This window comes from Stenotrophomonas sp. BIO128-Bstrain, from assembly GCF_030128875.1.
Classification (GTDB): domain Bacteria; phylum Pseudomonadota; class Gammaproteobacteria; order Xanthomonadales; family Xanthomonadaceae; genus Stenotrophomonas; species Stenotrophomonas bentonitica_A.
Genome location: NZ_CP124620.1, coordinates 2,369,680 through 2,392,164, shown reverse-complemented (window position 1 = coordinate 2,392,164; position 22,485 = coordinate 2,369,680). Strand labels below are relative to the sequence as shown.

The 22,485-nt window shown below is 67.2% G+C and carries 15 protein-coding genes and 3 tRNA genes; 9 read left to right on the top strand and 9 right to left on the bottom strand.

Annotated elements, in window-relative coordinates; all coding sequences use genetic code 11:
* The first annotated feature begins 39 nt into the window (after positions 1–39).
* Positions 40–1,419 (top strand): cation:proton antiporter, encoded by a 1,380-nt coding sequence (locus POS15_RS10750; protein ID WP_284128143.1) that lies wholly within the window; start codon positions 40–42, stop codon positions 1,417–1,419.
* Positions 1,420–1,516: 97 nt separating this feature from the next.
* Here the strand turns inward: POS15_RS10750 and POS15_RS10745 are convergent, their stop codons facing one another.
* Positions 1,517–3,865 carry a penicillin acylase family protein gene (locus POS15_RS10745; RefSeq protein ID WP_284128142.1) on the bottom strand — a complete coding sequence of 783 codons (2,349 nt, stop codon included), beginning with the start codon at positions 3,863–3,865 and terminating at the stop codon, positions 1,517–1,519.
* A 153-nt stretch (positions 3,866–4,018) separates the two neighbouring features.
* Here POS15_RS10745 and bfr point away from each other — a divergent pair, with 153 nt between their 5' ends.
* Positions 4,019–4,507, top strand: coding sequence for a bacterioferritin (bfr, locus tag POS15_RS10740; RefSeq protein ID WP_019184377.1), 489 nt, complete (start codon positions 4,019–4,021; stop codon positions 4,505–4,507).
* Positions 4,508–4,740: 233 nt separating this feature from the next.
* On the opposite strand, the gene parC is transcribed toward bfr, so the two are convergent.
* Both parC and POS15_RS10730 read right to left on the bottom strand, forming a co-directional pair.
* Complete coding sequence (gene parC / locus POS15_RS10735) at positions 4,741–6,984, bottom strand: DNA topoisomerase IV subunit A (protein WP_284128141.1); 2,244 nt, start codon at positions 6,982–6,984, stop codon at positions 4,741–4,743.
* A gap of 58 nt (positions 6,985–7,042) precedes the next feature.
* The gene (locus POS15_RS10730; RefSeq protein WP_284128140.1) at positions 7,043–7,921 is read right to left on the bottom strand and encodes a helix-turn-helix transcriptional regulator; all 879 of its coding nucleotides are present in this window, start codon (positions 7,919–7,921) and stop codon (positions 7,043–7,045) included.
* Positions 7,922–8,064: 143 nt separating this feature from the next.
* On the opposite strand from POS15_RS10730, the gene POS15_RS10725 reads away from it, so the two are divergent.
* The 4 genes from POS15_RS10725 to POS15_RS10710 are packed head-to-tail and all read left to right on the top strand — an operon-like array spanning position 8,065 to position 12,770.
* Positions 8,065–8,508, top strand: coding sequence for a MarR family transcriptional regulator (locus POS15_RS10725; protein ID WP_019184373.1), 444 nt, complete (start codon positions 8,065–8,067; stop codon positions 8,506–8,508).
* Between the two features lie 5 nt (positions 8,509–8,513).
* On the top strand, positions 8,514–9,998 hold the full coding sequence (locus tag POS15_RS10720; RefSeq protein ID WP_284128139.1) for an efflux transporter outer membrane subunit: 1,485 nt from the start codon (positions 8,514–8,516) through the stop codon (positions 9,996–9,998).
* An 11-nt stretch (positions 9,999–10,009) separates the two neighbouring features.
* A complete protein-coding gene (gene emrA, locus POS15_RS10715; RefSeq protein WP_046272032.1) occupies positions 10,010–11,191 on the top strand; it encodes a multidrug efflux MFS transporter periplasmic adaptor subunit EmrA in 1,182 nt (393 codons plus the stop codon).
* Positions 11,192–11,198: 7 nt separating this feature from the next.
* Positions 11,199–12,770: a DHA2 family efflux MFS transporter permease subunit gene (locus tag POS15_RS10710; protein ID WP_019184370.1), complete on the top strand. Its 1,572-nt coding sequence runs from the start codon at positions 11,199–11,201 to the stop codon at positions 12,768–12,770.
* A gap of 154 nt (positions 12,771–12,924) precedes the next feature.
* Here the strand turns inward: POS15_RS10710 and POS15_RS10705 are convergent.
* From POS15_RS10705 to POS15_RS10695, 3 genes are all read right to left on the bottom strand, one after another.
* Positions 12,925–13,011 (bottom strand) — tRNA-Leu (locus POS15_RS10705).
* Positions 13,012–13,226: 215 nt separating this feature from the next.
* A tRNA-Leu gene (locus tag POS15_RS10700) sits at positions 13,227–13,313 on the bottom strand.
* Between the two features lie 175 nt (positions 13,314–13,488).
* Positions 13,489–13,575 (bottom strand) — tRNA-Leu (locus POS15_RS10695).
* Positions 13,576–13,703: 128 nt separating this feature from the next.
* Between POS15_RS10695 and rnr the strand changes: the two genes are divergently transcribed.
* The 3 genes from rnr (at position 13,704) to rlmB (ending at position 17,586) form a co-directional block, all read left to right on the top strand.
* Positions 13,704–16,172: a ribonuclease R gene (rnr, locus tag POS15_RS10690; protein ID WP_046272031.1), complete on the top strand. Its 2,469-nt coding sequence runs from the start codon at positions 13,704–13,706 to the stop codon at positions 16,170–16,172.
* A gap of 94 nt (positions 16,173–16,266) precedes the next feature.
* Positions 16,267–16,743, top strand: a complete 477-nt coding sequence (locus tag POS15_RS10685) for a GFA family protein (protein ID WP_284128138.1) — start codon at positions 16,267–16,269, stop codon at positions 16,741–16,743.
* 96 nt (positions 16,744–16,839) lie between these two features.
* Positions 16,840–17,586 (top strand): 23S rRNA (guanosine(2251)-2'-O)-methyltransferase RlmB, encoded by a 747-nt coding sequence (gene rlmB / locus POS15_RS10680; RefSeq protein WP_019184367.1) that lies wholly within the window; start codon positions 16,840–16,842, stop codon positions 17,584–17,586.
* Positions 17,587–17,715: 129 nt separating this feature from the next.
* On the opposite strand, the gene POS15_RS10675 is transcribed toward rlmB, so the two are convergent.
* The 3 genes from POS15_RS10675 to POS15_RS10665 are packed head-to-tail and all read right to left on the bottom strand — an operon-like array spanning position 17,716 to position 22,402.
* On the bottom strand, positions 17,716–19,155 hold the full coding sequence (locus POS15_RS10675; protein ID WP_284128137.1) for a TolC family protein: 1,440 nt from the start codon (positions 19,153–19,155) through the stop codon (positions 17,716–17,718).
* Positions 19,152–21,122 carry a MacB family efflux pump subunit gene (locus POS15_RS10670; RefSeq protein WP_019185904.1) on the bottom strand — a complete coding sequence of 657 codons (1,971 nt, stop codon included), beginning with the start codon at positions 21,120–21,122 and terminating at the stop codon, positions 19,152–19,154. The genes POS15_RS10675 and POS15_RS10670 overlap by 4 nt, the downstream gene beginning before the upstream one ends.
* Positions 21,119–22,402 carry an efflux RND transporter periplasmic adaptor subunit gene (locus tag POS15_RS10665; protein ID WP_284128136.1) on the bottom strand — a complete coding sequence of 428 codons (1,284 nt, stop codon included), beginning with the start codon at positions 22,400–22,402 and terminating at the stop codon, positions 21,119–21,121. The genes POS15_RS10670 and POS15_RS10665 overlap by 4 nt, the downstream gene beginning before the upstream one ends.
* Positions 22,403–22,485: the final 83 nt, after the last annotated feature.

The window sequence follows — 22,485 nt, the reverse complement described above, 5'->3', positions numbered from 1 at the left end:
AGCCCGTAGAATCGCCCCTTCAATCGATGGGGATCGATCATGGACTCTGACACCACCGGCATGCGCCGCAGCGGGCTGGCCTGGCGTTATCTGGGCTGGGTAGCGCTGCCCCTGTTGATCGGCCTGGGCCTGGCACGGTTTGCCGGTCCGGCCGTCTCGGCACAGGTGGCCCGTGCCGAGGCGTCGCTGGGGGCCGACTGGGCCGCGCACCTGCATGCGCCGCTCGGTCTGTTCCTGCTGCAGTTGCTGGTCCTGCTGCTGGTGGCCAAGGGTGCGGGGTGGCTGTTCCGCCGGCTGGGTCAACCCGGGGTGATCGGGGAAATGGCGGCCGGTCTGATGATGGGGCCGCTGGTGCTTGGGGCCGTGCTGCCCCAGGTGCATGGCGTGCTGTTCCCGGCCGCCTCCCTCGGCTCGCTCGGCTTGCTCAGCCAGCTTGGCGTGCTGATGTTCCTGCTGGTGGCGGGGGCGGAACTGGATCTGGGCGGATTGCGAGGGCGGCGTCGTTTCGCTTTCGTGGTCAGCCACGCCGGCATCGCCGTGCCCTTCGTGCTCGGCGTGCTGCTGGCGATCTGGCTGTATGGCGCGCACGCACCGCCCGGCGTGGGCTTCACCGGTTTCGCCCTGTTCGTCGGTATTTCATTGAGCATCACGGCCTTTCCGGTGCTGCTGCGCATCCTCGCCGACCGCGGCTTGACCGGTACACCGCTGGGCCAGACCGCGATCGCCTGCGCCGCCCTCGGCGATGCCACCGCGTGGTGCCTGCTGGCGCTGATCGTGGCCGCCGCGCAGTCGCAGGGCTGGGTGCCGGCCACGATCAACCTGGTCTGCGTGGTCGCCTTCGTCGCACTGATGCTGGGGGTGGTGCGGCCGTGGTTCTCGCGCCTGGTGATCGCACCGGGCCAGGAAGGACGCTGGCTGCTGATCATGTTGCTGATGGCGCTGGGCTGCGCGCTGGTCACCGAGATGCTGGGCATCCATGCGCTGTTCGGCGCGTTCGCGGCCGGCGTCGCGGTGTCCGGCAACGCGACGCTGCGGCACACCGTGGCCGAGCGCGTGGAGCCGTTCGCCGTCACGCTGCTGTTGCCGTTGTTCTTCGCCATGACCGGCCTGCGCATGCGCGCCGACGCCCTGCAGGCCAGCGACCTGGTGCTGTGCCTGATCGTGATCGTGGTCGCCACGCTGGGCAAGCTGATCGGCACCTGGAGTGCAGCGCGCAGTGCCGGCATGGACAACCATGACGCGTGGAGACTGGGTGCGCTGATGAACACCCGTGGCCTGATGGAGCTGATCGTGCTCAACCTGGGCTACGAACTGGGCTTCCTTGGCGACCGCCTGTTCGCCGTGCTGGTGATCATGGCGCTGGTGACCACCGCAATGACCGGGCCGTTGTTGAACCTGATCGAGCGTTGTCGACGATGAAGCTGGCGGTGTGCGGTGTACGACCAACGGGCGGCACCAACCCACATCACGGTAGAGCCGACCGTTGGTCGGCTGCCCCGTCACCGCCCACCCCCTGTCACTCCCGCGTCGGCACCAACCTAAGGGTATGCACCGTCGTGCCGGGGAGGAACGGCGTCGGCCTGCCGTTGACCCAGTCCTCATGTCCCGCGCCCCAGAACGGTGACAACGGGTGACCGCTCTGCCCACCGGGCATGTGGATCCATCCCTCGGCCTCGTGCCCGGGCGACACCACCATGCGCTGCGAGGCGCCAAACGCGGGGCCCTGCACGCGGGGCATGTCGCGGTCGCCGGGCAGGCGGTCGGCCGGCATGCACAGCCACGACCGGGCAAAGGCAGGCAGGGCGCGACTGACCGGGTGACAGATCGCGGCGGTATTGCGTTCGCCCCACGTACGCGCGTCCAGCGGGCCTTGACTGCTCAGGTCTGCTTCCAGCGCCTTGGCGGTATCGACCAGCAGTGCATCCCAACTGGAATAGGGGGGCGGCAGCAGATGCGCGGGACGTTCGCTCACCAGCGGCCACAACACGCCCTCGAACTGCCCCAGTCGTGGCTCCAGATAGTCCTCCCCGAGCTGTGCTTTCGCCGGGGCGAGCAGGCCTTCGCCAACGCGGTCGATCAGCATGCCGCGGAAACCGCGGGTGACCCGGTAGCTGACCGAGTCCACCCCCGCACGGCCGTCCCACCGCCGGGTTGCGACCTCCAGCCGCTGCAGGGCAGGGTCGTCGCTGGTGGTGACGACCTCGCGCAGCAGATGCCACCAGCGCGTGAGCAACAGGGCGCGATCGTCGAGCTGGATCGCCAGCAGGTCTGCCTCGGTGAAGCGCTCTTTCGCCAGCAGGCCATCGCGGATCTGCCGACCGCGTGCGCCCAGGTCGTAGCCACCGTTCCCGGCAATGGCCAGGGCGTCCCCATCGAGCACGCGGCCGTTGGCGGTCCACAGCCGATGCGTGGGGGGATCGATCAATGCGGGCGCGCCATCGCTGCGGATTGGCCACGGCGCACAGCGTGCAGGCGCGGTGGCGGTGTTGCCGTTCGGCGGGCAGTCCGCAGCGCGGTCAGGGCGTGTGCCGATCAACCGCCAGGCGATGCGACCGCTGCGGTCGGCGAGCACCAGGTTCTGCGCGGGAATGCCGCTGCGGTCGGCCACCTCGAACGCCTCGTCAAGCGTCGCCGCGCGCGCCATCTCGGCGAAGTCCAGGCGCACCGCACCGGGGAGTTGTGCCGTCCAGCGCAGTGCTTCGCCACTGCCGTCCTGCCGCGTGTGCAGCACCGGACCCCAGGCGGTCTCGCGCACGCGCAATGTCACCGGTGCCTGGCCGACGACGCGGATACGCTCCTCGTGCGTGGTGATGCCCGCCGCATTGGCCGGTACGCTGCGGAAATCGGCCGTGTCGATGTAACTGTTGGTGAAGCCCCAGGCCACGTGTCCGTTGCTGCCCACCACGATGGCCGGCAGGCCGGGCAGCGAGAAGCCACTGACATCGACGCGGCCGTCGGGAGCCTGTGCATCGGGATAGCGCAGCCGTACCCGGAACCAGAGATTGGGGGCGCGCAGTCCCAGGTGCATATCGTCGGCGACGATGGCGCGACCGTCCGCGGTCAGTGCACCGGCCACGGCGAAGTTGTTGCTGCCCAGCACATCGGGGTCCAGATGACCGGCCGTGACGGCACCGGTGGTCTGCGCCGGATCGGCCCGCCGGAGATCGAGGACGGCGGCCTCCGGTAACGGCGCGTTGCCGCGCGCTTCGCCAAACAGCGGCGCATCCCATTCGCTGCCATCGTGGCTGAGCAGGGCATACAGCGCCGGTGGCACCACCGCACGGATCCGAGCCATCGCCAGTTCGTTCTGATTGGTGGGGTCCTGCAGGTCGGCATACATCGCCAGCCCGGTCAGCACGCTGTCTTCGGCACGCCACGGTGCCGGCGCCTGGCGCAGCAGCAGATACGGCCAAGGACGTACCCGAAGCTCGGCAACGCCCTGGTTGATACCCTCCACATAGGCCTGCAGGGCGCCGGCACTGCTGCCCGTGGCAACCTCCAGGTGGGCCCTGGTGCGCGCCCGCAGCCGGTGCACACGCATGCGCTTGTCCATCTCGATCGCCGCCGGGCCGAACAGCTCGGCCAGCTCGCCAGCGGCGGTACGGCGCATCAGGTCCATCTCGAAATAGCGCTCCTGCGCATGTACCAGACCCAGCGCCCGCATCGCATCGGCCTGGCTTGCCGCGTCGATGGTGACCACGCCCAAGGCATCACGGGTGATGCTCACCGGCGCCTGCAGGCCGGCCATGGCCTGCTCGCCTTTCAGGGGGGGGAGACTGCCGCGCAGCAGCCACCACGCCGTGAACACCGCCGCCAGCGCCAGGATCAGCACGCCCCAGAGCAACCGCTTCAGCCAATGCCGCATCCTGCGCATCCCCGTGTAGGTAGGGCTTGATTGTAGGGGAGGCGTGAACGCCCTGTGCACGGCTAGCGAAGCGCAACTGCAACTGATTCCGATTAGACCACCGGATTTTCAGATAGGGCACCATGCGCGCATTGATTCATCAGGAGCACCCCCATGAAAGGCAACCCGGACGTCATCGCCTGCTTGAAGGAACTGCTGCGCGGCGAGTTGGCCGCGCGCGACCAGTACTTCATCCACTCGCGCCGCTACGAAGACCAGGGCCTGTTCGCGCTCTATGAGCGCCTCAACCACGAGATGGAAGAGGAGACCCAGCACGCCGATGCGCTGCTGCGTCGCATCCTCTTCCTCGGCGGCGATCCGGACATGCGCCCGCATGTGTTCGAGCCCGGCGTGACCGTGGAAGAGATGCTGCAGAAGGACCTGGATACCGAATACAGCGTCCGCGACAACCTGGCCGCCGGCATGAAGCTGTGCGAACAGCACCAGGACTACGTCAGCCGCGACATGCTGCTGGTGCAGTTGAAGGACACCGAAGAAGACCATGCCTGGTGGCTGGAGCAGCAGCTGGGCCTGATCAAGCGCATCGGCCTGGCGCTGTACCAGACCAGCAAGATGGATGCGAAGGGCACGGCCGCGCACTGAGCGGGTGTGTCCGGGTATTCCGGGGAGCCGGCCAGCGGCCGGCACTACCGGTGCCACTGCGCGCCAGCCAGCCTTCGCCAGCACGCCGCATCGAACCCTCGTCCGCCCGCCAGCATCCGCCAGCCAGCCGACGTTGCACCAAGCAGAAAGGCCGGGGAAACCCGGCCTTTTCTGTGGGCAAAAAAAACGGCCGGGTTTCCCCGGCCGTTCCGATTCACGTCGACGCTGGAACGTTACTCCACCGCCAGCCCCTCCACCTTCTGCCAGCCACGGGGCAGCAGATGGCCACGGGTGGCGCGGGTGCCCAGGTAGGTATCCAGATCCTTGAACGACAGGTTCATCGTGCGCTGGCCGCTGCGCACCAGCAGCGTGTTGCCCGGCGCCACCGAGACCACCGCGACCACGCGCTCGGTGGCGAGCTTGGCCTTGGGGATGTCGATGATCTTGTTGCCCTTGCCCTTGTCCAGTTCCGGCAGGTCGCTGGCGGCGATGGCCAGCAGGTTGCCCGAGCTGGTCACCGCCACGATGCGGTCGGTTTCCGGGTTGGCGACCGCGGCCGGGGTCAGCACCTTGGAGCCGGAGGTCAGGTTGAGCATCGCCTTGCCGGCCTTGTTGCGGCCGGTGAGGTTCTCGAAGCGGGTCACGAAGCCGTAGCCGTGCGTGGAGGCCAGCACGAAGCGGGTGTTGTTCTCGCCACTGGCCAGGGTCATGAAGGCGCTGCCCGGGGCCGGCGAGAAGCGACCGGTCAGGGGCTCGCCATTGCCGCGTGCCGAGGGCAGGGTGTGGATCAGGGTCGAATACGCGCGGCCCTCGCTGTCCAGGAACGCCACCTGCTGCGTGCTGCGGGCCCGCACCGAGCCCAGCAGCGCATCGCCATCGCGGTAGGACAGGGTCGAGGGGTCCATGTCGTGGCCCTTGGCCGCACGGATCCAGCCCTTCTCCGACAGCACCACCGTCATCGGCTCGCTCGGCACCAGCTCGGTTTCGTCGATGGCCTGCGCTGCGCCACGCTGCACCAGCGGCGAGCGACGGTCATCGCCGAACTTCTTCGCGTCCGCCACCAGCTCATCGCGGATCAGCTTCTTCAGCTTGGCCTTGCTGTCCAGGATGGCCAGGATTTTGTCGCGTTCCTTGGCCAGCTCCTCCTGCTCGCCACGGATCTTCATCTCTTCCAGGCGCGCCAGCTGCTTCAGCTTGGTCTCCAGGATGTATTCGGTCTGCTCCTCGCTCAGCCCGAAGCGCGCGATCAGCGCCGGCTTGGGCTCATCCTCGGTGCGGATGATGTGGATCACTTCATCCAGGTTGAGGAAGGCCACCAGCAGGCCTTCCAACATGTGCAGGCGGCGCTCGACCTTCTGCAGGCGGTGGTTGAGGCGGCGGGTCACGGTGGTGCCACGGAACTGCAGCCACTCGCTGAGCAGGGTCTTGAGGTTCTTGACCTGCGGGCGGCCGTCCAGGCCGATCACGTTGAGGTTGACCCGGTAGCTGCGCTCCAGGTCGGTGGTGGCGAACAGGTGGCCCATCAGCTGTTCGGCGTCCACGCGGTTGGAGCGCGGCACCAGCACCACGCGCACCGGGTTGGCGTGGTCGGACTCATCGCGGATGTCCTCCAGCCACGGCAGCTTCTTGGCGCGCATCTGCGCGGCGATCTGCTCGATCACCTTCGAAGGCGACACCTGGAACGGCAGCGCGTTGACCACGATGTTGCCGTTCTCCTTCAGGAAGGTGGAACGCGCGCGCACGCTGCCGTAGCCGGTTTCGTACATGGTGCGCAGATCGGCGATCGGGGTGATGATCTCGGCGAAGCTCGGGTAATCCGGGCCCTTCACGTGCTCGCACAGCTCGGCGACCGTCGCATCGGGGTCGTCGAGCAGGTGCAGCAGCGCGCTGACGATCTCGTTGAGGTTGTGCGGCGGCACGTCGGTAGCCATGCCCACGGCGATGCCGGTGGTGCCGTTGAGCAGCAGGTGCGGCAGGCGCGCCGGCATCCAGGTCGGCTCTTCCAGCGTGCCGTCGAAGTTCGGGGTCCAGTCGGTGGTGCCCTGGTTGATCTCGCCCAGCAGCACTTCGGCGATCGGGGTCAGCTTGGACTCGGTGTAGCGCATCGCCGCGAACGACTTGGGATCGTCGGTCGAACCAAAGTTGCCCTGGCCTTCGATCAGCGGGTAGCGGTACGAGAACGGCTGGGCCATCAGCACCAGCGCCTCGTAGCACGCGCTGTCACCGTGCGGATGGTATTTACCGATCACGTCACCGACGGTACGCGCGGACTTCTTCGGCTTGGAGGCGGCATTCAGGCCCAGCTCGCTCATCGCATAGATGATGCGGCGCTGCACCGGCTTTAGACCGTCGCCGAGGAACGGCAATGCGCGGTCGAGCACCACGTACATCGAATAGTCCAGGTACGCCCGTTCGGCGTACTCGCGCAGGGGCAGCTGTTCAAAGCCGTGGAACGCGGGGCGGGCAAGATCGGTCATGCGGGATTGTTACCTGTGGCAAGGGACGGCGACGGCTGTCGCCCTCGCAGGCGGACGATTATCCGGATGCGGCCGGGGATGCCAAGCCGCGTGATGGGTTCAGGGGGTGTCCACTGCGTGCCAGATAGCGCCCGGGCGGGCTGCCGAAGTGGCGGCGGAAGACCGTGACGAAGGCGCTGGGGCTGCTGAACCCCAGTTCGTGCGCGATATCGGACACGCTCTGGCCATCGGACAGGCGCCGCAGGCCCTCGGCCAGCCTGGCCTGCTGACGCCACTGCGCGAAGCTGAGCGTGGTTTCATCGCGGAAGTGCCGGGTCAGTGTACGCGGCGAGAGGCCGGCCCACTGCGCCCATTGGTCCAGGCTGCGGCCATCGGCCGGGTTGGCGATCAGCTGCGAGGCGATGCGCAGCAGGCGGCGGTCCTGCGGCATCGGCAGGTGCATGCGCTGGCGCGGGGCATTGCGGATCTCGTCCAGCAGCACCTCGATCATGTGCTGCTGGCGCAGGCTGGGCGCGGCCGCCGGCACCCATTCGGTGACGCGCAGCGCGAGCGCCTGCAGCAGATCGGAGATGGCCACCACGCACGGCGCGTCGGGCAGGTCATGGGCCATCGCGGCGCTGACGATCACCCCCCAGCCGCGCAAGGGACCGCAGATATCCACCGTGTGCGGCTCGCCCGGCGGCATCCAGCCGGCGCAGCCGGGCGGCAGCGACCAGGTGCCGTGCCGGGTGCGGACGGTCAGCAGCCCGGCTTCCACGCAGATCAGCTGGGCACGCCGGTGCTGGTGCCAGTCGATCTCCCGGTCCAGCCCGCGGGCGCTTTCGATCCGGAAGCCGAGTACCCCCAGCCCGTCATCCCGCTCGAACCAATCCAGCACCTGGTTGCGGATCATCTGGGTGGCGGCCGTCTCCCGCTCTGGCCTGAAAGTGTTATCCATTGTCCAGATTGTAATACCCGGCCAGTCCAGGCCGCCATTAAGGTAGTCGCCTGCCCATTGTTCTGATTGCTGCAACACAGCATTTGGTTCCAAATTAAATATTTCTATTGAGAAATATATTTTTTGGAAGAGAATGCTCACCCATGATCTGCCCTGATGCCCATCCCCCCAGCTTCGGACTCCTGCTGCGCCAAGTGCGCGATGGACTGGTCCGTCAGCTAGACACGTCGATGGCCGAGGAAAACCTCGGCATTGGCTTCACCCACTACCTCGGCCTGAAGGTGCTCGCGGCGCGTGCCCCGTGTACCGCCAACGAGTTGGCCCAGGCCCTGGACCAGGTACCCAGCGCGGTCACCCGCCTGCTGGACAAGCTGGAAGCCCTGGACTGCGTGCGGCGCGAACCGCATGCCCAGGACCGGCGGGCACTGCAGATCGTGCTGACCGAGCCGGGTCGCCAGTTGTGGGCCCGCCTCAAACAGCGGGGCGACCAGACCATCGACGACGCCATGCGTGACCTGTCTTCGGACGAACGCGCACAGCTGCTTTCCCTCATGACCCGTGTACGCGACTCACTGGTAACGCCATGACTTCCATGTTTGAACGCTCTCATTCACTGCGCCCGCTGCGGCCGGTGCTGGTCTCCGCGCTGGCGCTTGCGCTGGCCGCGTGTGCCAGCAGCCGCGGCCTGGAGCCGCAGGGCCGCCTGCTCGACGCCGACAGCCTGCAGACCCAGCGCACCCTGGCCGCCAACGGCCTGAGCCAGCCCGGCTGGCCGGCCACCGACTGGTGGCGCGCGCTGGGCGACCCCCAGCTGGATGCGCTGATCGCCGAAGGCCTGCAGCGCAATCCTGGCCTGGAGGCGGCCGATGCGCGCCTGCGCCAGGCGCGTGCCCAGATCGGTACCGCGCGTGCCGCACGCCTGCCCAGCCTCTCTGCTTCCGGGGGCTACACCGGTGTACGCCTGCCCGAATCGATGGTTGGCGACGAACTGGGTGGCAGCTATGCCGGCAGTGGCCAGGCCTACTTGAGCTTCAGCTACGGCATCGACCTGTGGGGCGGCAAGCGCGCCGCCTGGGAAGCGGCCGTGGACAGCGGTCATGCCGCCGAAGTGGACGCCCAGGCCGCGCGCCTGAACCTCTCTGCCGCCATCGCCGAGGCGTACGCGCAGCTGGGCTACGCGTGGACGCTGCATGACGTGGCCAGCGAAGAACTGGCACGTTCGCAGAAGACGCTGGATCTGACCCGCCAGCGTCGTGCTGCCGGCATCGACAGCGACCTGCAGACCCGCCAGGCCGAAGCGCGCATTCCAGCCGCGCAACAGCAGCAGCAGGCTGCACAGCAGCAGATCGACGAAGCGCGCACCGCGCTCGCCGCGCTGGTCGGGCAGGGCCCGGACCGCGGGCTGCAGATCCAGCGCCCGCAGGTGTTGAACCCGCTGGCGCTGCAGCTGCCCGGCGTGCTGCCCAGCGAACTGCTGGGCCGCCGCCCGGACATCGTCGCCGCGCGCTGGCGCGTGGAAGCGGCCAACCGCCAGATCCATGCGGCCAAGGCCGAGTTCTATCCCAGCCTCAACCTGACCGCCCTTGGCGGTGTGGTCTCCAGTGAAGTGGACCAGCTGCTCAAGAGCGGCTCGACGTTCGCCTTCCTCGGCCCGGCGCTGAGCCTGCCGATCTTCGACGGTGGCCGCCTGCGCGCCAACCTGGGCAAGACCGACGCGCAGTACGACCTGGCCGTGGCCGACTACAACCAGTCGGTGGTCAACGCGCTGCGCGACGTCGCCGATCAGGTCAACGCGGTGCATTCGCTGGCCGACCAGGCCAGTGCCCAGGCCCAGGCCGTCAGCACCGCGCGCGCCGCCCATGACCTGGCCGAGCAGCGCTACCGCGCCGGCATCGGCAGCTACCTGGACGTGCTCAGTGTCGAAGAGCAGCTGCTGGTCTCCCAGCAGCGGTTGGCCGACCTGCAGTCGCGCCAGATCCTTGTTTCGGTCCGCCTGAGCCAGGCGTTGGGCGGTGGTTTCACCCCGACCAGCGATGCCGCCACGGTCGCCGCCACCCCCGAATCCTCGCATTCCTGAGAGTCATCCCCATGAGTCAGACCTCCGCTCCTGCTGCCGAGAAGGCAGCTCCCTCCCGTCGCGGCAAGCTGCTGCGCGGCCTGCTGGTCATCGTGGTGCTGCTGTTGGCCGCGTTGGCCCTGTGGTACTTCATGTTCGGCCGCTGGTTCGAAGAAACCGACGATGCCTACGTGCAGGGCAACCAGGTCCAGATCACCCCGCTGATCAGCGGTACGGTGGTCGGGATCAACGCCGATGACGGCATGCGTGTCGAGCGCGGCCAGCTGCTGGTCCAGCTGGATCCGGCCGATACTGAAGTCGCCCTGCAGCAGGCTGAAGCCAACCTCGCCAAGACGGTCCGCCAGGTGCGCGGTCTGTACCGCAGCGTGGAAGGCGCGCAGGCCGAATTGAACGCGCGCCAGGTCACCCTCAAGCGCGTGCGCGAAGACTTCAACCGCCGTAAGGATCTGGCCAGCACCGGCGCGATCTCCAACGAAGAACTGGCGCATGCCCGCACCGAACTGGCCGCTGCCGAAGCAGCCGTGGCCGGCTCGCGCGAAACCTTCGAGCGCAGCAATGCACTGGTCGATGACACCGTGATCGCCACCCAGCCGGACGTACAGGCCGCCGCCGCGCAGCTGCGCCAGGCCTACCTCAACAACGCCCGCGCCGGTATCGTCGCACCGGTCACTGGTTACGTGGCGCGTCGTTCGGTGCAGGTCGGCCAGCGCGTGCAGCCGGGCACTGCCCTGATGGCCGTGGTGCCGACCGAGCAGATGTGGGTGGAAGCGAACTTCAAGGAAACCCAGCTGCGTCACATGCGCCTGGGCCAGGAAGTGGAACTGCGCTCGGACCTGTACGGCGGCGACGTGACCTACAAGGGCCGCATCGACAGCCTGGGCCTGGGCACCGGCTCGGCGTTCTCGCTGCTGCCGGCGCAGAATGCCAGCGGCAACTGGATCAAGATCGTGCAGCGCGTGCCGGTGCGTATCGCCATCGACGCCAAGCAGCTGGCCGAGCATCCGCTGCGCATCGGCCTGTCGATCAAGGCCGAAGTGAGCCTGCGTGACCAGAAGGGCACCGTGCTGCCGACCGAAACCGCCAAGGGCCAGGTGTTCGATACCGACGTCTACGCCAAGCAGCTGCACAGCGCCGACGACGTGATCCACCAGATCATCCAGAGCAACCTGCCGCAGCAGGCCAAGGCGAGCTGAGGCCACCATGTCCGCACAAGCTCCCGCCGCGCCGGGCGCCCCCGCGGCGCCAGGCATGGCCTTCCGGCCGGCCAACGTCGCCCTGTGTACCGCAGGGCTGGCGATGGCCTCGTTCATGCAGGTCCTGGACACCACCATCGCCAACGTCTCGTTGCCGACCATCGCCGGTAATCTCGGTGCCAGTTCGCAGCAGGCCACCTGGGTCATCACCTCGTTCGCGGTCAGCACCGCGATCGCGCTGCCGCTGACCGGTTACCTCAGCCGCCGTTTCGGCGAGACCAAGCTGTTCGTATGGGCCACGCTGGCCTTCACCCTGGCCTCGCTGCTGTGTGGCCTGGCCCAGAGCATGGGCATGCTGGTCGTGTCGCGTGCGATCCAGGGCTTCGTCGCCGGCCCGATGTACCCGATCACGCAGAGCCTTCTGGTTTCGCTGTACCCGCGTGAGAAACGCGGGCAGGCACTGGCGCTACTGGCGATGATCACCGTGGTCGCGCCGATCGCCGGCCCGATCCTCGGGGGCTGGATCACCGACAACTACAGTTGGGAATGGATTTTCCTGATCAACGTGCCGCTGGGCATCTTCGCCGCGCTGGTGGTGGGCAACCAGCTCAAGGGACGCCCGGAGCACGTTGAAAAGCCGAAGATGGATTACGTCGGCCTGATCACCCTGGTGATCGGCGTGGGCGCGCTGCAGCTGGTGCTCGATCTGGGCAATGACGAAGACTGGTTCAGTTCGACCAAGATCATCGTGCTGGCCTGTGTGTCGGTGGTGGCGTTGGCGGTGTTCCTGATCTGGGAACTGACCGACAAGGACCCGATCGTCGACCTGCGCCTGTTCCGGCATCGCAACTTCCGCGCCGGTACGCTGGCGATGGTGGTGGCGTATGCGGCGTTCTTCAGCGTGGCGCTGCTGATTCCGCAGTGGCTGCAGCGTGACATGGGCTACACCGCGATCTGGGCCGGTCTGGCGACCGCACCGATCGGCGTGCTGCCGGTGATCATGACGCCGTTCGTGGGCAAGTACGCCTCGCGCTTCGACATGCGCATGCTGGCCACGATCGCCTTCATCTTCCTGTCCTTCACCAGCTTCCTGCGCTCGGGGTTCAACCTGCAGGTGGACTTCGGCCACGTGGCCGGCATCCAGCTGATCATGGGTATCGGTGTGGCGCTGTTCTTCATGCCGGTACTGCAGATCCTGCTGTCGGATCTGGACGGTCGCGAGATCGCCGCGGGCTCCGGCCTGGCCACCTTCCTGCGCACGCTGGGCGGCAGCTTCGCCGCCTCGCTGACCACGTGGTTGTGGGCACGCCGTACCCAGGAACACCACGCGCATCTGACCGAACACATCTCCGGCTACACCCCGGGCATGCAGGACCAGGTGACCGCGATGGGGCAGGGCGACCTGCAGCATGGCGCGGCCGCGCTCAACAACATGATCAACCACCAGGCGTCGCAGATGGGCTTCAACGACATCTTCTTCCTGCTGGGCTGGATCTTCCTGGCCATCATCGCCTTCCTGTGGCTGGCCAAGCCGCCGTTCGGCGCAGGCGCGGGTGCTGCCTCGGCCGGTGGGCATTGAGGTGTTCGCGGTAAGCTGAAACGAAAAAACCCCGCTGAAAGGCGGGGTTTTTTTGTGGTTCCTGACCAGCGTGGAATGCGCTCCGTGCCTTTCCGGGCGCGGCGGCCAGAAACGAAAAAACCCGCTTGCGCGGGTTTGATCATTTTCCGAGTCATGGTGCCCAGGAGAGGACTCGAACCTCCACGAAGTTGCCCCCGCTAGCACCTGAAGCTAGTGCGTCTACCAATTCCGCCACCTGGGCGACTCAGGAGGAGAATTCTGCGGGAGAACTGTGATCGTGTCAACAGGATCGCGCGGGAAATGTTTCGCCAGTCGTCAGTCGTCATTGGCCGCGTCATCGCGGTGTTGATGCCACGCACATCGTGCGTTGCGCATCGACGCAGGGCAGGGCCGCGCATTGACGAACCGCAGAAACGAAAAAACCCGCTTGCGCGGGTTTGATCATTTTCTGAGTCATGGTGCCCAGGAGAGGACTCGAACCTCCACGGAGTTGCCCCCGCTAGCACCTGAAGCTAGTGCGTCTACCAATTCCGCCACCTGGGCGACTCAGGAGGAGAATTCTGCGGGAGATCCGGAATTGTGTCAACAGGATTTCGCAGGAAATTTCATTTGCCACGCATTGCAGCGTCATCGCGGTCCATTCCGCGCGAATCGTGCGTGGCGCGGACGCCAGAAACGAAAAAACCCGCTTGCGCGGGTTTGATCATTTTCCGAGTCATGGTGCCCAGGAGAGGACTCGAACCTCCACGGAGTTGCCCCCGCTAGCACCTGAAGCTAGTGCGTCTACCAATTCCGCCACCTGGGCGACTCAGGGGGCGAATTTTGGGCATGTCCGTGAGGCTTGTCAACGGTTTTGTGAAATTTCTTCACAATCCTGCACAGGCAGTGCCGCTGACCGGTTCTGCACACCCGCAGCGGTTACTATTGAGGTCAATGAAACCAAAGAAACCGACCCAGGGCGCGAAAGCCCCCAAGTCCCCGGCGCCCAAGAAGGCAGCCGGTCCGTCGGGCAAGCCCCGCGCTGCCGCCAAGAAGGCCGGCAAGCTGCCACCCTGGATGCCCGAATCCCTGAACACCCCTGAGCCGCCGCGTGGCAACAAGCGGGGCCCCAAGCCCGCGCACGCCGGTCCCATCCCGACCCGTCGCCGCCCGCATCCCACCCCGCTGGACGGTGAAGTGCAGCTGGATCCCTTTGCCGCCCGCGAGGCCGAGCGCTATGCGCAGCCGATCGCCAGCCGCGAGGCGATCCTGCAGCTGCTCGACCGCTGCGATGGCCCGCAGACCGCCGAAGAGATCGCCATCCATCTCGGCCTGACCGAGCCGGACCGCGCCGATGCCCTCGGCAAGCGCCTAGGCGCGATGTGCCGTGATGGCCAGCTGGTGCAGAACCGCCGTGGCGGATTCGCGCCGCTGCAGGCGGTCAACCTGATCACCGGCGTGGTGATCGCCAACCCGGAAGGGTTCGGCTTCCTCCGCCCGGTCGAAGGTGGCGACGATCTGTTCCTGCCGCCGTTTGAAATGCGCAAGGTGCTGCATGGCGACCGCGTGCTGGTCAACGTGACCGGCATCGATCGCCGTGGCCGCCGCGAGGCGAGCATTTCGCGTGTGCTCGAGCGCGGCATGAGCCGCCTGATCGGTCGCTTCAGCGTCGAATTCGGCATCAACTATGTGGTGCCCGACGACAAGCGCGTGCAGCGCAACGTGCAGATCCCACCCGACCAGACCGGCGAGGCCCGGGATGGCCAGCTGGTGGTCTGCGAGCTGACCCAGGCGCCGGATACCCGCCGCCCGCCGATCGGCCGCATCATCGCCGTGCTTGGTGACAAGCTGACCGCGTCGCTGGTGGTGGAAACCGCCATCCACGGCCATGAACTGCCGTTCGAGTTCCCGGCGGAAGTGCTGGCTGAAGCCACCGCAGTGCCGATGGTGGTCACCCCGGAACAGATCGGCCATCGCGAAGACCTGCGCAACACGCCGCTGGTCACCATCGATGGCGAGGATGCCAAGGACTTCGACGACGCCGTTTATTGCGAACCGAATGCCGAAGGCTTCCGCCTGGTCGTGGCGATCGCCGACGTTTCCAACTACGTGCGTCCTGGTACGCCGCTGGATGATGAAGCGCAGAAGCGTGCGACCTCGGTCTACTTCCCGGGCTTCGTGGTGCCGATGCTGCCGGAGACGCTGTCCAACGGCATCTGCTCGCTGATGCCCAAGGTCGACCGCATGTGCTTCGTCTGCGACATGCAGGTCAACCGCGAGGGCGAGGTCATCCACTCGCGGTTCTACGAAGCCGTGATGAATTCGCACGCGCGCCTGACCTACAACCAGGTCTGGGAAGCGGTGGGCGAGAACGACCCGGCCGCGCGCAAGGCGATCGGTCCGCTGATGCCGCAGGTGGATCGCCTGTACCAGCTGTATCACGTGCTGGCCAAGGCCCGTACCCGCCGCGGTGCGATCGAGTTTGAAACCTCCGAAGTACGCTTCGTGCTGGACAACACCGGCGAAGTCACCCAGGCCGGGATGATGGTGCGCAACGATGCGCACAAGCTCATCGAAGAATGCATGATCGCGGCCAACGTGCAGGCTGCTCGCTACCTGCTGGCCAAGCACGTGCCGGCGCCGTTCCGTGACCATGAGCGCCCGCCGGAATCCAAGTACGCCGACCTGCTCGAGTTCCTGAAGGAATTCAAGCTGAGCCTGCCGCCGTGGTCGAAGGTGCAGCCGGCCGATTTCACCAAGCTGCTCAAGAAGGTGCGCGACCGACCGGACGCAGCACTGCTGGAATCGGTGCTGCTGCGCAGCCAGAGCCTGGCGGTGTATTCGCCGGACAACCTGGGCCACTTCGGCCTGGCACTGGATGCTTACGCGCACTTCACCTCGCCGATCCGTCGCTACCCCGATCTGCTGGTGCACCGTGCGATCAAGCACGCGCTCAGCGGGGCCGCACCGGAGAAGTTCACCTACTCACCGCGTGAGATGGCGGCACTGGCGCTGCAGTGCTCCGAGCGTGCGCGTCGTGCCGATGAAGCCGAGCGCGAAGTGGACGAGCGTTACCGCGCCGCGTGGATGGAAAAGCACGTCGGTGGCCAGTTCGATGGCGTGATCAGTGGCGTGACCAGCTTCGGCCTGTTCGTGGAACTGGACGAATCCAAGGTCAACGGCCTGGTCCACGTGACCCAGCTGCCGCACGACTATTACCAGTTCGACGCGGTGCGCAAGACGCTCAACGGCGAGCGCCGCGGCAAGATCTACCGTCTCGGCGACCGGGTGCGGATCCTGGTGCTCAAGGCCAGCATGGAAGAGCGCAAGATCGACTTTCGCCTGGTCGAAGAGAAGGACGATTCGCTGCCCGAGCTGCCGCCGCGCGGCCAGCCGGCCAAGCGCCAGAAACAGAAGTATTGATCCACGCGTACCGGCCCTCGGCCGGTACGCGGACCATCCACCCGCCCTCCGCGGGTGGCATGGTGTTTCCCACGGACCCCGTCGGAGCGATCCCATGCCGTCCCTCCCCGAATACAGCGGCGGCTGCCAGTGCGGCGCGATCCGCTTCCACGTGGTCGGTGAGCTGACCCACAGCTCGATCTGCCACTGCCGGATGTGCCAGAAGGCGTTCGGCGCGTACTACGCCCCCCTGGTGTCGGTGCGTGGCAGCGAGTTCCGCTGGACCCGCGGCGAGCCCCGGCGTTTCCAGTCCTCCAACATGGTCCAGCGCGGCTTCTGCGCCGACTGCGGCACCCCGTTGACCTACGAAGCCCCGGATGGGGTGGCGATCGCGGCGGGCGCTTTCGACGAGCCGGCCCGCCTGCCGCCGACGATCCAGTACGGGATCGAAGCCAAGCTGCCCTTCGTGGACCGCCTGGGCTCGCTGAGCGCGTTGCGCAGCGAGCAGGATGCCGAGGCCGGCGACTTCCTGCTGCATATCGTTTCCCACCAGCACCCCGACCACGACACCAGCGACTGGCCACCCCGCTGAAGGCAGGCCGTGAACGCCCCCGTGAACGCCCGGCAGGGCAGGGTGGGCCTTGATGCTCTACCATTACCAACCCCTTTACCGGTCCCGCCCCCCGCAATGAGCAAGCAAAGCCAGTGGATCGTCGGCGTCAACGCCGTCGCCTCTTCGATCGAGAATGATGCCGAGAACGTCCGCGAGGTCCTCATCGAGGCCGGTGCGAAGAATCCGCGTCTGACCGAGATCGAGGAAAACGCACGCCGCAAGGGCATCGACGTGCGCAAGGTGAACACCCAGGCGCTGGACGGTGTGGGCGGTTCGGTGCGTCACCAGGGCGTGGCGGCGCGCTACCAGGCCGCGCGGACCTGGGGCGAGAACGAACTGGAAGGGCTGGTCGAAGCGGCCGAGGGCAAGGCCCTGCTGCTGATCCTTGATGAAGTGCAGGATCCGCACAATCTCGGCGCCTGCCTGCGCAGCGCAGCGGCCGCCGGTGCCACGGCGGTGATCATTCCCAAGGACAAGTCGGCCTCGGTCAACGCGACCGTGCGCAAGACCTCGGCCGGCGCGGCCGACCGCATCCCGGTCGTGCAGGTGACCAACCTCTCGCGCTGCCTGAAGGACCTGCAGAAGCTGGGCGTGTGGATCTACGGCCTGGCCGGTGAAGCCACCGAGTCGCTGTACGCAATCGACCTCAAGGGCAACGTGGCGCTGGTGCTGGGCGGCGAAGCCGACGGCCTGCGCCGCCTGACCCGTGAAAACTGCGACGGCCTGGTCAAGATTCCGATGCCGGGCGATATCGAGAGCCTGAACGTCTCCGTCGCCACCGGCGTGAGCCTGTTCGAGGCCGTCCGCCAGCGCGGCCTGTAATCCCCACGCGCGGGGGTAGAGCCGACCGTTGGTCGGCTGCCGACCCACCCACGTAGAGCCGACCGTTGGTCGGCTGCCGTCCTGCCGCGTAGAGCAGCCGACCAACGGTCGGCTCTACCCCCCCCGGCGTCAGCCTGCGCTGCCGCCCAATGCCTTGAACAACGTCACATCGTTGATCAACTGGCGCTGCCTCACCGACGCCAGCGACAGCTCCGCATCACGCCGGGTCTGCTGCGCTTCCAGCCAGGTTCGCAGGTCGGTGGCGCCGACCCGGTAGCGCACTTCATACATCCGCTCGATCTCGACCGCTTCGTCGTAGGACGCCTGCGAGGCCGCCACCTGGGTGGCAAACTGCGTGCGCGCCGACAAGGCGTTGTCCACCTCCGACAGCGCGGTGTACAGCGTGCGGCGGAAGCCGTTGGCGGCGATCTGATAATCCGTGCCGGCCAGCCGGGTGTTCAACTGCGCCTGGCGCACGTTGAGGAACGGCAGCGACAGCCCGGCGCCGAGCGTGGCGACCGGATTCTTCAGCACGTCCGACAGCGAGGTAGCGCCCGTACCCACGCTGCCGGTAAGGCTCAGCGCCGGGTAGTACTGGGTCGCGGTCACCTTGATGGTCTTCAGGCTGTTGCGCAGCCGCAGCTCGGCCGCGCGCAGGTCGGGCCGGCGGCCGAGCAGATCGGCCGGCAGGCCTTCGGCGATCACCGGGCTGGCCACCCGCTGCAGCTGTTGCGGCTCGTCGGCCACGGACAGCGGCTGCCCATCCAGCAGTACGGTCAGTGCATTGCGCGCGGCAACGCGTTGCTGCACCAGCGCACTCTGCGCGGCACGCTGTGCCTCCAGGCTCTGGGCGGCCTGGCGCACGTCCAGCCGCGAGACCGCACCGGCATCGAAGCGGGCCTGGACCAGTTCGCGGGTGCGCTGCAGGCGCTCCAGGTTGGCCTGCCCTGCGTTGATCGACTGGTTGAGGAAGGCCAGCGTCCAGTACTGCGTGGCCACGTCGCTGATTACCAGCAGGGCGGTGTTCTGCAGGTCCTCCTGGCTGGCCTGGGCTTCCCACTGGGCGATGTCGCGCTGGGTGCGCAGGCGCCCCCACAGGTCGATTTCCCACCCCAGTGACACGCCGGCCGAGCTGCCGCGGTTCCAGTCCGCGCTTTGGTCGATCGGGCGGTTGCCGCTGCTGCTGACACTGCCCGAGGGCTGTGGCCACAGTGCGTTGTCGGCCAGCCCGGCCTGCAGGCGCGCGCGCTGCACCGCCAGCCCGGCCGAGACGAGGTCGGTGTTGGCGGCCAGGGCGCGGTCGATCACACGGTCGAGGCCGGGGTCACCGAACTGGGTCCACCAGGCATCGGTGCGGACATCGGCCGATGTGGCGTGCGGCTGTTCGCTCACGGGCTCGGTGGGGGTGTTCAGGGTGGCATCGCCGCGGCCATAGGTGGCCGGTACTGCCGGCGCGTCGACTTGGTAGCGACCGGTGCTGACGCAGGCCGACAGGGTCAGTGCGGTCACGCAGGCCAGGGCCAGTGGACGCAGCGAAGCGGGGTGCAGCAGAGCAGGAGAAATCTTCATTCGCGCGCCAGCGCCTCCACGGGATCAAGTTGGGCGGCATTGCGGGCCGGCAGGAAACCAAACGCCACGCCGATCAGGCTGGAGCAGGCAAAGGCGGCCACGATGGACGCGGTCGAGAACAGCATCTGGAAGTCTGGCGCGAACTTGCCGAACAGCCAGCCGACCACCAGCGACAGGCCGACGCCGAGCAGACCGCCGAGCAGGCACACCAGCACCGCCTCGATCAGGAACTGCTGGCGGATGTCGCTCTGCCGCGCGCCGACGGCCATGCGCACGCCGATCTCGCGGGTCCGTTCGGTCACCGAGACCAGCATGATGTTCATCACGCCGATGCCGCCGACCAGCAGCGCGATGGCGGCAATGGCACTGATCAGCAGGGTCATCGTGCGGGTCGTCTGTTCGATGGTCTGGCGGATCTCGGCGCTGTTGCTGAGGAAGAAATCCTCGGTGCCGTGGCGCATGATCAGCAGCTTGGAAATCGCGGCCTGCGCGGCATCCATCGGGGTGGCATCGTCCACGCGCACGGTGATGCTGGACACATGGCTCTGGCCCAGCATCCGCGACATCACCGTGGTGTACGGCACCCACACGCTCAGGCTGGTGCTGCCGCCGAAACCGAAGCTCTGCCGCTGCGCCACGCCGACCACGCGCACCGGCACGTTGCCGAGCAGGATCACCTGGCCCACCGGGTCCTCGCCATTGGGGAAGAACTGGGTGCGGGTGTTTTCGTCGATGATCGCCACCTGGGCCAGGCTGCGCACCGCATCGGTATCGAAGAAGCTGCCGGCGACCAGGGTCACGCCCTTGACCCGGAAGAACTGCTCGCCCACGCCGTTGACCTGCGCGGTGGCCGACTGGTTGCGGTAGCGCGCGGTCACCGAGGAGGAGACGCTCGGCGTGGCACTGTCGATATAGCTCTGCCGGCCCAGTGCATCGGCGTCGCTGGCCTTGAGGGTCTGTACGCGGGCCGAGCGCATGTCGCCGAACCCGCGCCCGGGATACACATCGATCGTATTGGTGCCCAGTGCGCTGATGTTCTGCAGGATCTGCTGCTGCGAGCCGTTGCCCATCGCCACCACCGAGACCACCGAAGCGATGCCGATGATGATGCCGAGCATGGTCAGGAAGGTGCGCAGGCGGTGGGCGTTCATTGCCAGCAGGGCCATACGGAACGCTTCGGTGAAGCGGTCGCGCGCGGCCCGCCAGCTGTGGCCCTTGCCGGCGGCCACGGTGGGCTGGCGCTGCGCGCGGTAGCGCGGTGCATTCGGATTGGTGCGGTCGGCAATGATCTCGCCGTCGCGGATTTCGATGATGCGCTGGGCGTGTTCGGCCACGCTCATGTCGTGGGTCACGATGATGATGGTGTGGCCTTCGGCATGCAGCTCGCCGAGGATGCCCATCACTTCTTCGCCGGATCGGGTGTCCAGCGCGCCGGTCGGCTCATCGGCCAGGATCACCTCGCCACCGTTCATCAGCGCCCGAGCAATCGACACGCGCTGCTGCTGGCCACCAGACAACTGGCCGGGCTTGTGGTTCATGCGGTCGCCCAGGCCGAGCCGCTGCAGCAGCTGTTCGGCGCGTGCGGTGCGCACCGGGCCGGGGCTGCCGGCGTACACGGCCGGCACGGCGACATTGCCGCGCGCATCCAGATCGCCGAGCAGGTGGTAGCGCTGGAAGATGAAACCGAAATGCTCGCGGCGCAGTTCGGCCAGCTCGTCCGGCTCCATGCGGCCGGTCTCGCGGCCGGCGACCTGGTAACTGCCACGGGTCGGCCGATCCAGGCAGCCGAGGATGTTCATCAGCGTGGACTTGCCCGAACCGGACTGGCCAACGATGGCCACCATCTCGCCGGCGGCGATGTCCAGATTGACATCGCGCAGCACTGCGATGGTCTCATCGCCCGCCGGAAACTCGCGGCGCAGGTCGCGCAGCCGCAGCAGCGGCGTGCCCGTCGAGGCGCTGCTCATCGGCGCGGCCCGCCCATGCCGGGGCCGCCGATCCGCACCGTGCTGCCGCCGCGGTTGCCGCCACCGGTGCCCTGCAGACCGCCGCCTTCGCCGACGATCACCTTGTCGCCCTCGGCCAGCCCGGACAGCACCTCGGCATTGGCGCCGTTGTTGATGCCGATCTTGACCTTGCGCGGTGCCGGCATGCCATCGGCATCGGCCACGCGCACCATGTACTGCCCGTCGCGGGTCTTCGGGCCGAGTGCAACGGCCGGGATGATCAGCACGTCCTTGGCCTGCTTGAGCATCACCGAGACCTGCGCGGTCATGTCGATGCGCAGCGTGCCGTCGGGATTTTCCACGTCGAACAGCGCGTTGTAGTACACCGCCGTGCTGGAGCTGGAACTGGACGAGCTGGAGCTGCTCGAGCTGTCGTTGGCGATCGAGGCCGGCGCCGGATTGATCTGGCGCAGCGTGGCGTGGAACTTGCGGTCCGGCTCACCCAGCGTGGTGAAGTACACCGGCATGCCGGCCTTGATCTTGACCACGTCCGCTTCGGAAACTTCGGCATTGACCGTGACCAGGTCCAGGCGGGCCAGCATCACGATGGTCGGCGCGGTCTGGTTGGCGTTGACGGTGCGGCCTTCTTCGGCGACCACGGCGACCACGGTGCCGTCCATCGGCGCGGTGATGCGGGTGTAGGCCAGGTTGGCACGGGCGGTGCCCAGTTCGGTTTCGCGGCCCTTGATCTGTGCATCGAAGGACTGGATCTGGGCACGCGCGGTCCTGAGCTGGGCGTCGGCCGCATCGAACTCAGCGCGCGAAGTGGCCTCGGCGGCGAGCATCTGCTGCTGGCGGGCGAACTCCAGCTCGGCTTCGCGCAGGCTGGCCTGCTGCACCGCGCGCTGCGCCTTGACCTGGTCCAGCGAGGCCTGGGCATTGAGCACCTGGTTCTGCTGGGTGGTCGCGTCGATCTCGGCGATCAGGTCGCCTTCCTTGACCGTATCGCCGAGCTGGACCTTCAATGATTTGATCTGGCCGGAGGCCTGCGCGCCGACACTGACCAGCTTGTAGGCGTCGATCACGCCGGTGGCTTCCACGGTCTGTTCGATGTCGCCGCGGCTGACCGGTGACGTGGCCAGGGTGGGGGCGGCCGGCTTGCGCAGCATCCATGCCACAATCGCGGCGATCAGGATGACGACCACGAGCAACAGCAGCAGACGGGCACGGCGGGTTCTGGGCAAACGGGGCTTCACGATGATCGTCAACTCGGCAGGCCGGTGCATCGGCGTTGTCAGCATTGTGAAGATCGTTCACCGCCGGCTCAATGCTCGCCGTGTACCAAGATGTATCCCTGCGGTGCACAGCACATTTCGTTATGTAT